Source organism: Silvania sp., from assembly GCF_051656365.1.
In the GTDB taxonomy this organism is placed as follows: domain Bacteria; phylum Pseudomonadota; class Gammaproteobacteria; order Enterobacterales; family Enterobacteriaceae; genus Enterobacter; species Enterobacter hatchlandensis.
The window spans coordinates 1-14,166 of record NZ_JBOGBT010000094.1 but is presented as its reverse complement, the minus strand read 5'-3'; the positions used below and the strand labels follow the sequence as shown (position 1 = coordinate 14,166).

Here is a 14,166-nt window from a genome sequence, read left to right as displayed (position 1 = left end):
AGAAAAAGCCCGCACCTGAACAGTGCGGGCTTTTTTTTCGACTAAAGATTACGAGGTAACAACCATGCGAGTGTTGAAGTTCGGCGGTACATCAGTGGCAAATGCAGAACGTTTTCTGCGTGTTGCCGATATCCTGGAAAGCAATGCCAGGCAGGGGCAGGTCGCAACGGTGCTGTCTGCCCCGGCTAAAATTACTAACCATCTGGTGGCGATGATTGAGAAAACCATCGGGGGGCAGGATGCGCTGCCGAACATCAGCGATGCCGAACATATTTTTACCGCCCTGCTGCAGGGACTGGCCGATGCTCAGCCTGGCTTTCCCCATGCGCAGTTGAAAGCCGTTGTTGAGCATGAATTTGCGCAAATCAAGCACGTTCTGCACGGTATCAGCCTGTTGGGACAGTGTCCGGACAGCATCAACGCGGCGCTGATCTGCCGCGGCGAAAAACTCTCTATCGCCATCATGGCGGGTCTGCTGGAGGCGCGGGGCCATCAGGTCACCGTCATCGACCCGGTCGAAAAACTGCTCGCCGTCGGCCATTACCTCGAATCGACCGTTGATATCGCCGAATCCACCCGCCGCATTGCCGCCGGTAAAATTCCGGCGAATCACATGATCCTGATGGCCGGTTTCACCGCCGGTAATGATAAAGGCGAACTGGTGGTGCTGGGCCGTAACGGTTCTGACTACTCTGCAGCCGTACTGGCCGCCTGCCTGCGCGCCGACTGCTGCGAAATCTGGACCGATGTCGACGGCGTCTATACCTGCGACCCGCGCCAGGTCCCTGATGCCCGACTGCTGAAGTCGATGTCTTATCAGGAAGCGATGGAGCTGTCCTATTTCGGCGCCAAAGTGCTTCACCCTCGCACTATCGCCCCTATCGCGCAGTTCCAGATCCCGTGCCTGATTAAAAACACCGGCAACCCGCAGGCGCCAGGCACGCTGATTGGCGCCAGCAATGACGAAGACGGTCTGCCGGTAAAAGGTATCTCCAACCTTAATAACATGGCGATGTTCAACGTCTCCGGTCCGGGGATGAAAGGCATGGTCGGCATGGCGGCGCGCGTGTTTGCGGCGATGTCGCGCAACGGCATCTCCGTGGTGCTGATTACGCAGTCCTCCTCCGAGTACAGCATCAGCTTCTGCGTCCCACAGGCGGACTGCCTGCGCGCCCGCCGTGCGCTGGAGGAGGAGTTCTATCTGGAGTTAAAAGAGGAGTTACTGGAGCCGCTGGCCATCCAGGAACATCTGGCGATTATCTCCGTGGTCGGGGATGGCATGCGCACTCTACGCGGTATCTCCGCGAAGTTCTTTGCGGCGCTGGCGCGGGCTAACATCAATATTGTGGCGATTGCGCAGGGCTCCTCCGAGCGCTCAATTTCCGTGGTGGTGGCTAATGACGACGCCACCACTGGCGTACGCGTGACCCATCAGATGTTGTTCAATACCGATCAGGTGATCGAAGTCTTCCTGATAGGTGTGGGCGGCGTCGGTGGTGCATTACTGGAACAGCTTAAGCGTCAGCAGGCGTGGCTCAAGAAGAAGCATATCGACCTGCGCGTGTGTGGTATCGCGAATTCAAAAGCACTGCTGACCAACGTTCATGGGCTGAACCTGGATAACTGGCAGGCAGAGATGGCGGAGGCGAAAGAGCCGTTTAATCTGGGTCGCCTGATCCGTCTGGTAAAAGAGTACCATCTGTTGAACCCGGTGATTGTTGACTGTACGTCACACCAGGCGGTGGCCGACCAGTATGCCGACTTCCTGCGTGAAGGCTTCCACGTCGTGACGCCCAACAAAAAGGCCAACACCTCGTCGATGGATTACTACCATCAGATGCGCCATGCAGCGGCCAAATCCCGGCGTAAATTCCTTTACGACACCAACGTAGGCGCGGGGCTGCCGGTTATTGAAAACCTGCAAAACCTGCTCAATGCCGGTGATGAACTGCAGCGTTTTTCCGGCATCCTGTCGGGCTCGCTCTCCTTTATCTTCGGTAAGCTCGACGAAGGCATGAGCCTGTCGGAAGCGACGAAAGTGGCCCGTGAGCTGGGCTATACCGAGCCTGACCCGCGTGACGATCTCTCCGGTACGGATGTGGCGCGCAAGCTGCTGATCCTCGCCCGTGAAACCGGCCGCGAGCTGGAGCTGGCGGATATCGTTATCGAACCTGTTCTGCCAGAAAGCTTTAACGATTCTGGCGATGTATCGACCTTTATGGCGAATCTGCACCAGCTGGACGATCACTTCGCGGCCCGCGTCGCAAAAGCCCGTGATGAAGGGAAGGTATTGCGCTATGTTGGCAACATTGAAGAAGACGGCGTTTGCCGCGTGAAGATAGCGGAAGTGGACGGTAACGATCCGCTGTTCAAAGTGAAAAACGGCGAAAACGCGCTGGCGTTTTACAGCCACTATTATCAGCCACTGCCGCTGGTGCTTCGCGGCTATGGTGCAGGGAACGATGTGACGGCGGCGGGCGTGTTTGCCGATCTGCTGCGTACCCTGTCATGGAAGTTAGGAGTTTAACATGGTGAAAGTTTATGCCCCGGCTTCCAGCGCCAACATGAGCGTCGGATTTGATGTGCTGGGCGCGGCGGTGACGCCGGTGGATGGCTCATTGCTGGGTGATACGGTGACGGTAGAAGCGGCGGAGCGTTTTAGTCTGACCAACGTCGGACGCTTTGCCAGCAAGCTGCCGACAGAGCCGCGTGAGAATATTGTTTATCAGTGCTGGGAGCGTTTTTGCCAGGAGATTGGCAAAAACGTACCGGTCGCCATGACCCTCGAAAAGAGCATGCCGATTGGTTCCGGATTAGGCTCCAGCGCTTGTTCGGTAGTGGCTGGCCTGGTGGCGATGAACGAGCACTGCGGCAAGCCGCTGAATAATACCCGCCTGCTGTCGCTGATGGGCGAGCTGGAAGGGCGGATCTCCGGCAGCATTCATTACGATAACGTCGCCCCCTGTTTCCTGGGCGGCATGCAGCTGATGATCGAAGAGAACGGCATCATCAGCCAGCAGGTGCCGGGCTTTGACGAGTGGCTGTGGGTGCTGGCGTACCCTGGCATTAAGGTCTCCACCGCCGAAGCGCGTGCGATCCTGCCTGCGCAGTATCGTCGTCAGGACTGCATTGCGCACGGTCGCCATCTGGCGGGCTTTATTCATGCCTGCTATACCCGTCAGCCAGGGCTGGCGGCGAAACTGATGAAAGACGTGATTGCTGAGCCGTACCGCACCAAATTGCTGCCGGGCTTCAATGCAGCGCGCAGTGCCGCGCTGGATATCGGCGCGCAGGCTTGCGGCATTTCCGGCTCTGGCCCGACGCTGTTTGCCCTTTGCGATAAGCCGGATACGGCTGAGCGGGTAGCGGTTTGGCTGGAAAAAAATTACCTGCAAAATCAGGAAGGCTTTGTTCATATTTGCCGTCTGGATACGGCGGGCGCACGAGTACTGGGATAAACGATGAAACTCTACAATCTGAAAGATCACAATGAGCAGGTCAGCTTCGCGCAGGCGTTGACTCAGGGGCTGGGTAAAAATCAGGGGCTGTTCTTCCCGCACGAGCTGCCGGAATTTGGCCTGACTGAAATCGACGAGATGCTGAAGCAGGACTTCGTCACCCGCAGCACCAAAATCCTCTCGGCCTTTATCGGCGACGAAATTCCGCAGGAGCTGCTGGAAGAGCGCGTGCGTGCGGCGTTTGCCTTCCCGGCGCCGGTAAGCCAGGTCGAGCCGGATGTCGGTTGCCTGGAACTGTTCCACGGCCCGACGCTGGCATTTAAAGATTTCGGCGGCCGCTTTATGGCGCAAATGCTGACCCACATCAGCGGTGACAAACCGGTCACTATCCTGACCGCCACCTCCGGCGATACCGGTGCGGCGGTCGCGCATGCCTTCTACGGCCTGAAAAACGTGCGCGTGGTGATCCTCTATCCGCAGGGAAAAATCAGCCCGCTGCAGGAAAAACTGTTCTGTACGCTCGGCGGCAACATTGAAACTGTCGCCATCGACGGCGACTTCGATGCCTGTCAGGCGCTGGTTAAGCAGGCGTTTGATGACGAAGATCTGAAAGTCGCCCTCGGTCTGAACTCCGCTAACTCCATCAACATCAGCCGTCTGCTTGCGCAGATTTGTTACTACTTCGAAGCGGTGGCCCAGCTGCCACAGGAAGCGCGCAATCAGCTGGTGATCTCGGTGCCAAGCGGCAACTTTGGCGACCTGACGGCGGGCCTGCTGGCGAAGTCTCTTGGCCTGCCGGTGAAGCGTTTTATCGCCGCCACTAACGCCAACGACACGGTGCCGCGTTTCCTGAAAGAGGGCAAGTGGACGCCGAATACCACCCAGGCAACCCTGTCTAACGCCATGGATGTGTCACAGCCTAACAACTGGCCGCGCGTGGAAGAGCTGTTCCGCCGTAAAATCTGGCGCCTGAATGAGCTGGGCTATGCTGCGATCACTGACGAAACCACTAAACAGACCATGCGCGAGCTGAAAGCGGTGGGTTATACCTCTGAGCCGCACGCGGCCGTGGCGTACCGTGCCCTGCGCGATCAGCTGAATCCGGGCGAATATGGCCTGTTCCTTGGTACTGCCCATCCGGCGAAGTTCAAAGAGAGCGTGGATGAGATCCTCGGCGAATCCCTGCCGCTACCAAAAGCGCTGGCGGATCGCGCCGATCTGCCGCTGCTGTCGCACAATCTGCCAGCGGATTTCACCGCGCTGCGTAAGTTAATGATGACGCGCGGATAATGATCTTCGCGGGATAGGGTTTTGTAGGCCCGGTAGGCGAAGCCGTCACCGGGCTTTTTTATGGAGAAAATAAGGAGAGAAATAGCAGAGAAAAAGCAGAAATTCCCAATAAATGCGGTCACTTACAGATTAGGATTGCAGAGAATAACATCCCCGCCCCCCCTCACGTAATCTCCTCCCATCGGCCCACGTCGGGCAAGAATGAAAAGGAGTAACCTATGTCTACATTGAAACCTGCGCTTCTGGCGCTTTCGCTGATGCTGGTCGCTCCGATGGCGGTGCAGGCCGCTGAAATTACCCTGGTACCGGCGGTAAAACTGCAGATTGGCGATCGGGACAACCGCGGGCAGCACTGGGACGGCGGCCGCTGGCGCGACAACGACTGGTGGAAATCACACTATGAGTGGCGGGATAACCGCTGGCACCCGCATGACGATCGTCGCGAACATCATGATAATCGTCACGGCGATAAACATGATAAACATGGCAAGGGACCGGACTGGAAGCATCATTGATTATTCCCTCTCCCCTTTGGGGAGAGGGTTAGGGTGAGGGGCAAATTACTGCTCGTGGCGCTTAAACACCAGTTCACCTTTCCCTGACGCTTCGTCGTCAAAGAAATAGCCTTCGCTGTTAAACGCCTTCAGCTGTTCTGCCTTCGTCAGACGATTTTCAATGATGTAGCGGCTCATCAGCCCGCGCGCTTTTTTGGCGTAGAAGCTGATCACTTTGAACTTGCCGTTTTTCTCATCAAGGAACACCGGCTTAATGATCTCGGCATCCAGTTTTTTCGGCTTCACGGATTTGTAGTACTCGTCGGACGCCAGGTTGATAACGATGTTATCGCCCTGCGCTTTCAGGGCGTCATTCAGCTTATCGGTGATGATTTCACCCCAGAACTGATACAGATCTTTGCCTTTGGCATTCTCCAGACGAATCCCCATCTCCAGCCGGTACGGCTGCATCAGATCCAGCGGACGCAGGACGCCGTACAAACCGGACAGCATGCGCAGGTGCTGTTGGGCAAAATCAAAATCCGCTTCGTTAAACGTTTCTGCCTGCAGGCCAGTATAGACATCGCCTTTGAAGGCCAGCAGCGCCTGACGAGCGTTGGACGGCGTAAAGTCCGGCTGCCAGTCGTGGAAGCGGGTGGCATTCAAATCCGCCAGTTTGTCGCTGATGCTCATCAGTTTGGCAATTTGCGGGGCCGACAGCTTACGCGCCTCACGGATAAGGTGCTGGGAATGATCCAGCAGTTCAGGCTGGGTATAGCGCTCGGTGGCAAGCGGGCTCTGGTAGTCGAGCGTTTTAGCAGGTGAAATGAGAATAAGCATATCCAGTCCTTGCAGGAGATTTAGGGCGACTTTACCAAAAAAATCGCCTGTATTGATCGATGACTGTTATTGACGCGGCAAATCATCCCATGCGCCCGGTGCCAGCTGGGAGGCGATCTCGGGATAGCGCGACGCATCGAAAACCGGCTGGATGCCCAGCTGTCGCTGGCGAAGATAGTCCCGGCCCAGTAGGGTCACTACCGGCGAGAGCAGCAGGATGGCCATCAGATTGGTCATCGCCATCAGCGCCATAATGATATCCGCCAGCTGCCAGACCAGCGGCAGGCTGAGCAGCGATCCGAGTAGCACCATCACCACCACGCTCCCGCGCAGCAGCCAGCGGGACTTGCGGGCATCGGGGTGTAAAAAGATCAGGTTGTTTTCGGCGTAGATGTAATTCACCACAATCGAGCTGAACGCGAACAGAATGAGGATAAATGCGACGAATCCGGCACCCCAGCCGCCCGTCAGGTTCACCAGCGCCTGCTGAACCAGCTGAATACCGGAGATATTGGCCGGATTGCCGAGCGGCCCGGCGAGCAGCACGATCATCGCGCTGGCGGTGCAAATAATCATGGTATCAACAAAGACGCCAATCATCTGCACCACGCCCTGGGCAGCAGGGTGAGGGGGCCAGGAGGCCGCCGCCGCCGCGGCATTCGGGGTCGACCCCATTCCCGCTTCGTTGGAAAACATACCGCGCTGGAACCCTGCCGTCAGGGCCTGGCTCAGGGTGTAACCCAGTGCGCCAGAGGCGGCCTCGCGCCAGCCAAACGCGCTTTTAAAGATCAGGGCAAAGACCGCCGGCAATTGTTCAGCATGCCAGACGCAGACGGCCAGACTGGCGACGACCCACAGCAGCGCCATCACCGGCACCAGCCATTGCATTAGTCGGGCAACGCCGCGGATGCCGGTCAGGATCACGATTAGGGTGCCGATCGCCAGCACGCTGCCGGTCACGATCTCCGGGCAGTCGAAGGCAAAACGCAGGGCATGAGCGACCGAGTTCGCCTGAACGGTATTAAAGATCACGCCGTAGGCGAGCAGCAGAAATACCGAAAACAGCACCCCCATCCAGCGCATTCCCAGGCCGCGAGCCATATACCAGGCTGGACCACCGCGAAACTGCCCCTGTTTATCCGACTCTTTATACAGCTGAGCCAGCGAGCACTCCGCAAAGGAGGTCGCCATGCCGATGATGGCAGTAATCCACATCCAGAAGATTGCCCCCGGACCGCCTGCGGCGATAGCAAGGGCAACACCGGCCAGATTCCCGCTGCCGACGCGGGCCGCGAGGCTGGTGCACAGCGCCTGGAACGAGGTCAAGCCGCCCGGTTGGGGAGACAGGCTGTTTTTCAGATTTTTGCCAAGCTGAGGAATGGAGCGAAACTGAATAAAGCGGCTGCGAAAAGTGAACCAGATACCTGCTGCAAATAGCAGGTAAATCATCACGGAACCCCACAGGATTTCGTTAATAAACGACAGAAAATCAGGCATTAACGTCCCTCTTGTTGATGCCGAAGTGCATAGGTAATCGCAACGAATGATTGAGTAAACAGGTAATTAACATGCGGTTAATCGGCCGAGTTTATCACACTATCGCCAAGGGCACTGTCTGCGGTTGCGCTGACCTTCCGTCGTGTTATCATCAGGGCAGACCGGTTACATCCCCCTAACAGTACACCTGTCATTTTTCCGTTTCTGGCATCACGCTGGTAACGCGAATTATCCAGGGCAAGTTAAAGAGAAACACTATCATGACGGATAAATTAACCTCCCTTCGTCAGTTCACGACTGTTGTCGCTGACACCGGAGATATCGCGGCAATGAAGTTGTACCAGCCGCAGGATGCCACAACGAACCCTTCTCTGATCCTTAACGCTGCGCAGATCCCTGAATATCGCAAACTGATTGATGAGGCCATTGCCTGGGCAAAAACCCAGAGCAGCTCCCGCGATCAGCAGGTAATTGATGCGTCGGATAAACTGGCTGTTAACATCGGTCTGGAAATTCTGAAACTGGTTCCGGGCCGTATCTCTACCGAAGTTGATGCGCGTCTGTCCTACGACACCGAAGCGTCTATCGCTAAAGCCAAACACCTGATCAAGCTCTATAACGATGCGGGCATCAGCAACGATCGTATTCTGATCAAACTGGCTTCCACCTGGCAGGGCATTCGTGCTGCTGAACAGCTGGAAAAAGAAGGCATCAACTGTAACCTGACCCTGCTGTTCTCCTTCGCGCAGGCGCGCGCATGTGCAGAAGCCGGCGTGTTCCTGATTTCTCCGTTCGTGGGTCGTATTCTGGACTGGTACAAATCCAACACGGATAAGAAAGAGTACGCACCGGCTGAAGATCCGGGCGTGGTTTCCGTGACCGAAATCTACGAGTACTACAAACAGCACGGTTATGAAACCGTGGTGATGGGCGCAAGCTTCCGTAACGTAGGTGAGATCCTGGAACTGGCTGGCTGTGACCGCCTGACCATCGCACCGGGCCTGCTGAAAGAGCTGGCTGAAAGCGAAGGCGCGATTGAGCGTAAACTGAGCTTCAGCGGCGAAGTGAAAGCCCGTCCTGAGCGTATCACCGAAGCTCAGTTCCTGTGGCAGCACAACCAGGATCCAATGGCAGTAGACAAACTGGCGGACGGTATCCGTAAGTTTGCTGTTGATCAGGAAAAACTGGAAAAAATGATCGGCGATCTGCTGTAATCATTTCTGACGTGGCCGGGCTCCCGGCCACGTCTGCTACTTCTTTCGGATCCTGTCTGTAATTCCTCTCTGCGTGTATCATTCCGTTATCTGCATTAGTTGAATGGAATGGATATGAATACCTTACGCATCGGCTTAGTTTCCGTCTCTGACCGCGCTTCAAGCGGTGTTTATGAAGATAAAGGCATCCCCGCTCTGGAAGCGTGGCTGGCTGCCGCCCTGACCACTCCTTTTGAAGTGCTTACCCGCCTGATCCCTGATGAACAGGCCGTTATCGAGCAAACCCTGTGTGAACTGGTTGATGAAATGAGCTGCCACCTGGTACTGACCACCGGCGGCACCGGTCCGGCGCGTCGCGACGTTACTCCGGATGCAACCCTGGCAATTGCCGATCGTCAGATGCCCGGTTTCGGCGAACAGATGCGCCAGATTAGCCTGCACTTTGTTCCGACGGCGATCCTCTCACGTCAGGTAGGGGTGATCCGCAAGCAGGCGCTGATCCTCAATCTGCCGGGCCAGCCGAAGTCGATCAAAGAGACGCTGGAAGGGGTAAAAGAGGACGACGGCAAGGTGATCGTGGCGGGTATCTTCGCCAGTGTACCGTATTGTGTACAATTACTGGAAGGGCCATACGTCGAAACCGATCCGCAGGTGGTAGCAGCTTTTCGCCCGAAAAGCGCACGTCGTGAAACAATCTCCTGAAATTAACAATTATGTGACATAAGCTGCACGGCCTGTAGCGTGCCGATTGATTTACGGTATAGTAATTTTTTCTTTACGATCGCTGTAAATATAAATCAACAATACAGGTCAAATGGTCCGCTATGTCACATAACACCCGGCCTCTCAATCGTCAGGATTATAAAACGCTTACGCTTGCCGCCCTTGGTGGTGCGCTGGAGTTTTATGACTTCATCATCTTCGTCTTTTTCGCCGCCGTCGTCGGGGCGTTGTTCTTCCCGGCGGATATTCCCGAATGGCTGCGTCAGGTGCAGACCTTTGGCATCTTCGCTGCCGGATATCTGGCGCGCCCGCTGGGCGGTATCGTGATGGCCCACTTTGGCGATCTGGTAGGCCGCAAAAAGATGTTCACCCTCAGTATCCTGCTGATGGCCGTGCCCACGCTGGCCATCGGCCTGCTGCCAACCTATGCCTCAATGGGGATTATTGCGCCGGTTCTGCTGCTGCTGATGCGTATCCTGCAGGGGGCAGCGATTGGCGGTGAAGTGCCGGGTGCCTGGGTTTTTGTCGCGGAACATGTCCCTGCGCGCCGAATCGGCATTGCCTGCGGCACGCTGACCGCCGGGCTGACCGTTGGCATTTTACTAGGTTCAGTGGTGGCGACGCTTATCAATACCAGCATGACGCCGCAGGCGGTGCTTGACTGGGGCTGGCGTATTCCGTTCCTGCTGGGCGGTGCGTTTGGCCTGGTCGCCATGTATCTGCGCCGCTGGCTGCAGGAAACTCCGGTATTCCTCGAGATGCAGCAGCGTAAGGCGCTGGCGCAGGAGCTGCCGGTTAAAGCGGTGGTTGTGCGTCATAAAAAAGCGGTAGTGGTGTCGATGCTGCTGACCTGGCTGCTCTCGGCGGGTATCGTTGTGGTGATTTTGATGTCGCCGGTCTGGCTGCAAAAGCAGTATGGCTTTGCCCCGGCGGTCACGCTGCAGGCGAACAGCATAGCCACCATCATGCTGTGCTTTGGCTGTCTGATTGCCGGCCTGGCGGTCGATCGTATCGGTTCGAGCCTGACGTTTATCATCGGTAGCCTGCTGCTGGCGGGATCAAGCTGGGCGTTTTACCACCTTGCGGGCAGCCATCCCGAGCAGCTCTTCCTGCTATACGGCACGGTTGGGTTGTGCGTGGGTGTGGTGGGGGCGGTGCCTTACGTGATGGTGCGGGCCTTCCCGCCAGAAGTGCGTTTTACCGGTATCTCCTTCTCTTACAACGTCTCTTACGCCATCTTTGGTGGATTAACGCCGATTGTGGTCACGCTGCTGATGGGGGTGTCGCCGATGGCGCCGGCCTGGTACGTGCTGGCCCTGTCGCTGATGGGGCTGGTGCTCGGATTCTGGTTGCGTCAAAAACCGGTCGAAGCCCCGATCCTCGCTGGTTAAGTGTGAGATTGAAGAAAACGCCATCCGAAGATGGCGTCTGTCGATCAGTGGGAAGAAGGGGTATAGCTCAGGATGATGTTGTCATCCGGGATGTGGGTAAAATGGGTAATAATCGCGTGGTAATCCGCCAGCGGATCGACATCGTTAAACAGCGTTGGGTAGAAGATTTTGCTCAACGCCTCAATGGCGACGATGTTGTACGGGTTGTTATAGAAGTGGTGATAGAGCGCTCCCGTGTGACCTTGTGCTACCGCCGGAATGCTGGCCACGCCGTGACGTGAAAGCAGGGCATTGAACGCGGCGGTGACATCGTTTGCCGGGACGTTATAGCCAAACGGGATAATCGCCGTGCCTTTGCCCGGACGTTTAGACCCGGTCATCAGGTAGTAATCCGGATTCAGGGAGATGATCTTCTCAACCGACACATTCCCGGTTGCCCCAGGCAGTAGCTGTGAGCCGATGTTCGTGCCACCTGCGGCTTCTACCAGCCCGCCCCAGCCGTTACGTGCATGGGTGAAACAGCAGCCATTATCCAGCCCGCCGACACCGGCTATCGGTTCGATAAAGACCAGTGGTTTTTTGCTGGTGGTCGCCAGGCGCTGGTGGATCGTATCCAGGCGTTGCTGATAGAAATTGATATAGGCCTGCGCGCGTTCGCGCTGACCCATCACCTTACCCAGCAGGGCAATGCTCGGCAGGGTGTTCTCGACCGGGTGAAGTTCGTAGTCAACAAATACCACCGGGATATGCAGTGCTTCGAGCTTTGTCAGCACGCCAGTCTGCACCAGCGAGGGTTTGGCGCGGAGCTGAGCAATCATCAGGTCGGGCTGGCGGGAGATCACCGTTTCCAGATCCACGTTGCCCTGGTCGGAAAACTTCATGTCGAGGAGGGTTTCTGCTTCGGGCCATTTACGCTTCAGCACGTTCCAGGTTTCGGTATCCTGCTTTTTCGGCAGGTTGTTCCACGCCACCACTTTGGCGAACGGGTTGTCGCGCGCCAGCAACGCCAGAGCGAAAATGTCGCGACCATCCTGCAGGATGATGCGCTGCGGCTCGCGTTCAATCGTGACCGTGCGGTTATCAAGATCCTTGACGGTCACCGGCCAGCCCTGCGCCTGCGCGATAAAAGGTGAAAGTAACAGTGCCAGGCCGCCCGCGGCCGCGATGATTTTTTTCAGCGTCATGATTTCCCGGTCTTTTTTCTTATGGTATGACCCCGTCGACCACCACATGCGGTAAGCCACGGGAACAGTATTCAACCCTGCCGTCCACGCCATACACCGTCGCCAGGCTGGCGGGGGAGACCACCTCGCCCGGTAACCCGCTGGCTATCAGCTCGCCGCCTTTAAGCATCAGGGCATACCGGGCATGGCGCAGCGCGATGTTGATATCGTGGATCACCACGACGGTAACGATGTTTCGCAGCCGCGTTTCACGGGCCACGATATCCATAACGTGGAACTGATAGTTAAGGTCGAGGGCGCTTAAGGGCTCGTCCAGCAGCAGCAGATCCGGCTCGCGGATCAGCGATTGCGCCAGGCCAATCAGCTGCTTTTGTCCGCCGGAAAGCTGATCGAGAAAGCTCATCGCCAGATGGGCGACGCCCAGTTTGTCGAGAATGGCATACGCCTCCTGCTCGACGTTATGACTGTGCAAACTGCCGCTGGCGCGTCGGGCGACAATCACCGATTCCAGCGCGTGGAGGTGTACGCCTTGCGGCAGGGACTGCGGCAGATAAACCACCTTTTGCGCGCGGGTTGCTGAAGGCAAGGTCATCAGATCTTCGCCATTGAGCAGCAATTCCCCTTGAGCGGGGTTCAGATCCGCTAGTGCGCGCAGTAACGTGGATTTGCCCGAGCCGTTCGGCCCTAGCAGGGCGGTGATCTGTCCGCGAGGCAGTAAGGGGGTCGTCAGCCCACTCATGATTTTTTTCTTACGGTAGCCCGTATGCAGATCGTGGATGCGCAGGCCGTCGGTCATACGTTCCCCCGGTTGCGAATGATGATGCTGAGGAAGAACGGCACGCCAACCAGCGAGGTCACAATACCGACCGGAATGATGACGCCAGGCACAATATTTTTGGAAAGTACCGACGCCAGAGAGAGCACCAGCGCCCCAATCAGCATACTGCCCGGCAGATAAAAGCGATGATCCTCGCCAAACATCATGCGTGAGATATGCGGTGCAACCAGACCGATAAAGCCGACCGGCCCGACAAAGGCCACCGTTAGCGCAGAGATGATGCTGATGCGAAGCAGGGCGGTAAGGCGCAGCTTCTTCACGTTAATGCCAAAACTGACGGCGCGATCTTCACCGAGGCGCAACGCTGTCAGCTTCCAGGCATTTTTGAGCGACAGAGGCACGATAATCAGCAGCGCTACGCCGAGGATGGCGAGCTTGTCCCAGGAGGCTCTGGCCAGGCTCCCCATCGTCCAGAAGACCAGCCCCTGAAGGGTATCTTCGCTGGCGACAAATTGCAGAATGGAAATCAGCGCGTTAAAGGTAAACACCAGCGCGATGCCAAATAACACCACGCCCGAGGTCGCAACGCGTGTCCAGCGGCTGATGCCATCGAGGATAAAACAGGCCAGTAGCGCAAAGACAAAGGCATTTGCGGGAATGAACCACTTATCGGCAATACCGGGGATCCCTAAGCCAAGCACAATCGCCAGCGCTGCACCAAAGGAGGCGGCGGAGGAGACGCCCAGCGTAAACGGGCTGGCGAGAGGGTTGTTGAGGATGGTCTGCATCTCTGCTCCGGCGAGCCCCAGCGCCATGCCGACGGCGACAGCCATCAAGGCGAAGGGCAGGCGCAGATCCCAGACGATCACTCGTGTGCCCGCATCTGCTGCTGTTGCATTCACTAAGGTGTGCCAGAGCGTGGAAACGGAGATACCGGACGGGCCAAGGGTGAAGTCGAGGATCAGCGAACAAATAATCAGAACGAAAAGCACCGTTGCCAGGGTAACGCGCCTGACGAGAACCTTACGGTAATGTAGTGCCACGGTGGATTCGCCAGAGCGATGGCCGGCGGTAAGACTGGAATTCATTGGATACCCTTATTCACTACAACAAATCGTGGTATCCCCAACCGTTCCTGATGAGAGTGCTGCATGATATCCGCTATCCAGGAGACACCTGGGGACGATATTTCAAGTGATAATGCTTATCAATACAATACGGGGGTTATGAGGGTTTCATTGACGGATTGTTTGGTTTCTGGCGGAAAACTAATCGATTCGAAGAGAGTTTCGTGGCC

12 protein-coding genes and 1 other annotated feature (1 of these 13 only partly in view) are annotated in these 14,166 nt (G+C 56.7%); of the genes, 7 read left to right on the top strand and 5 right to left on the bottom strand.

All coding sequences use genetic code 11. From position 1 onward, the window contains the following. Positions 1–39, top strand: a sequence feature (Thr leader region) (it extends 79 nt beyond the left edge of the window). 25 nt (positions 40–64) lie between these two features. From thrA to ACRDD5_RS18055, 4 genes are all read left to right on the top strand, one after another. Then, entirely contained in the window at positions 65–2,527 is a 2,463-nt protein-coding gene (gene thrA / locus ACRDD5_RS18070; protein ID WP_271283102.1) for a bifunctional aspartate kinase/homoserine dehydrogenase I, read from the top strand. Between the two features lies 1 nt (position 2,528). Beyond that, positions 2,529–3,458, top strand: a complete 930-nt coding sequence (thrB, locus tag ACRDD5_RS18065) for a homoserine kinase (protein ID WP_271283101.1) — start codon at positions 2,529–2,531, stop codon at positions 3,456–3,458. Between the two features lie 3 nt (positions 3,459–3,461). Beyond that, a complete protein-coding gene (gene thrC / locus ACRDD5_RS18060; RefSeq protein ID WP_271283100.1) occupies positions 3,462–4,748 on the top strand; it encodes a threonine synthase in 1,287 nt (428 codons plus the stop codon). A 218-nt stretch (positions 4,749–4,966) separates the two neighbouring features. Then, on the top strand, positions 4,967–5,263 hold the full coding sequence (locus tag ACRDD5_RS18055; protein ID WP_438677561.1) for a DUF2502 domain-containing protein: 297 nt from the start codon (positions 4,967–4,969) through the stop codon (positions 5,261–5,263). Positions 5,264–5,308: 45 nt separating this feature from the next. Here the strand turns inward: ACRDD5_RS18055 and yaaA are convergent, their stop codons facing one another. Continuing rightward, positions 5,309–6,082 carry a peroxide stress protein YaaA gene (gene yaaA, locus ACRDD5_RS18050; protein WP_271282510.1) on the bottom strand — a complete coding sequence of 258 codons (774 nt, stop codon included), beginning with the start codon at positions 6,080–6,082 and terminating at the stop codon, positions 5,309–5,311. Between the two features lie 66 nt (positions 6,083–6,148). Further along, on the bottom strand, positions 6,149–7,579 hold the full coding sequence (locus tag ACRDD5_RS18045) for an alanine/glycine:cation symporter family protein (RefSeq protein ID WP_438677560.1): 1,431 nt from the start codon (positions 7,577–7,579) through the stop codon (positions 6,149–6,151). 260 nt (positions 7,580–7,839) lie between these two features. Here ACRDD5_RS18045 and tal point away from each other — a divergent pair, with 260 nt between their 5' ends. From tal to ACRDD5_RS18030, 3 genes are all read left to right on the top strand, one after another. After that, positions 7,840–8,793, top strand: coding sequence for a transaldolase (tal, locus tag ACRDD5_RS18040; protein WP_271282508.1), 954 nt, complete (start codon positions 7,840–7,842; stop codon positions 8,791–8,793). A gap of 114 nt (positions 8,794–8,907) precedes the next feature. Next, positions 8,908–9,495, top strand: a complete 588-nt coding sequence (mog, locus tag ACRDD5_RS18035) for a molybdopterin adenylyltransferase (RefSeq protein ID WP_438677559.1) — start codon at positions 8,908–8,910, stop codon at positions 9,493–9,495. Between the two features lie 122 nt (positions 9,496–9,617). After that, entirely contained in the window at positions 9,618–10,907 is a 1,290-nt protein-coding gene (locus ACRDD5_RS18030; protein WP_271282506.1) for an MFS transporter, read from the top strand. 44 nt (positions 10,908–10,951) lie between these two features. Here the strand turns inward: ACRDD5_RS18030 and ACRDD5_RS18025 are convergent, their stop codons facing one another. Genes ACRDD5_RS18025 through ACRDD5_RS18015 form a run of 3 tightly spaced genes read right to left on the bottom strand, consistent with a single transcriptional unit; the run spans position 10,952 to position 13,957 of the window. After that, on the bottom strand, positions 10,952–12,091 hold the full coding sequence (locus tag ACRDD5_RS18025) for an ABC transporter substrate-binding protein (RefSeq protein ID WP_438677558.1): 1,140 nt from the start codon (positions 12,089–12,091) through the stop codon (positions 10,952–10,954). Between the two features lie 19 nt (positions 12,092–12,110). Beyond that, complete coding sequence (locus tag ACRDD5_RS18020; RefSeq protein ID WP_271282504.1) at positions 12,111–12,887, bottom strand: ABC transporter ATP-binding protein; 777 nt, start codon at positions 12,885–12,887, stop codon at positions 12,111–12,113. Further along, complete coding sequence (locus ACRDD5_RS18015; protein ID WP_438677557.1) at positions 12,884–13,957, bottom strand: FecCD family ABC transporter permease; 1,074 nt, start codon at positions 13,955–13,957, stop codon at positions 12,884–12,886. Before ACRDD5_RS18015 ends, ACRDD5_RS18020 begins: the two co-directional genes overlap by 4 nt. Positions 13,958–14,166 lie beyond the last annotated feature (209 nt).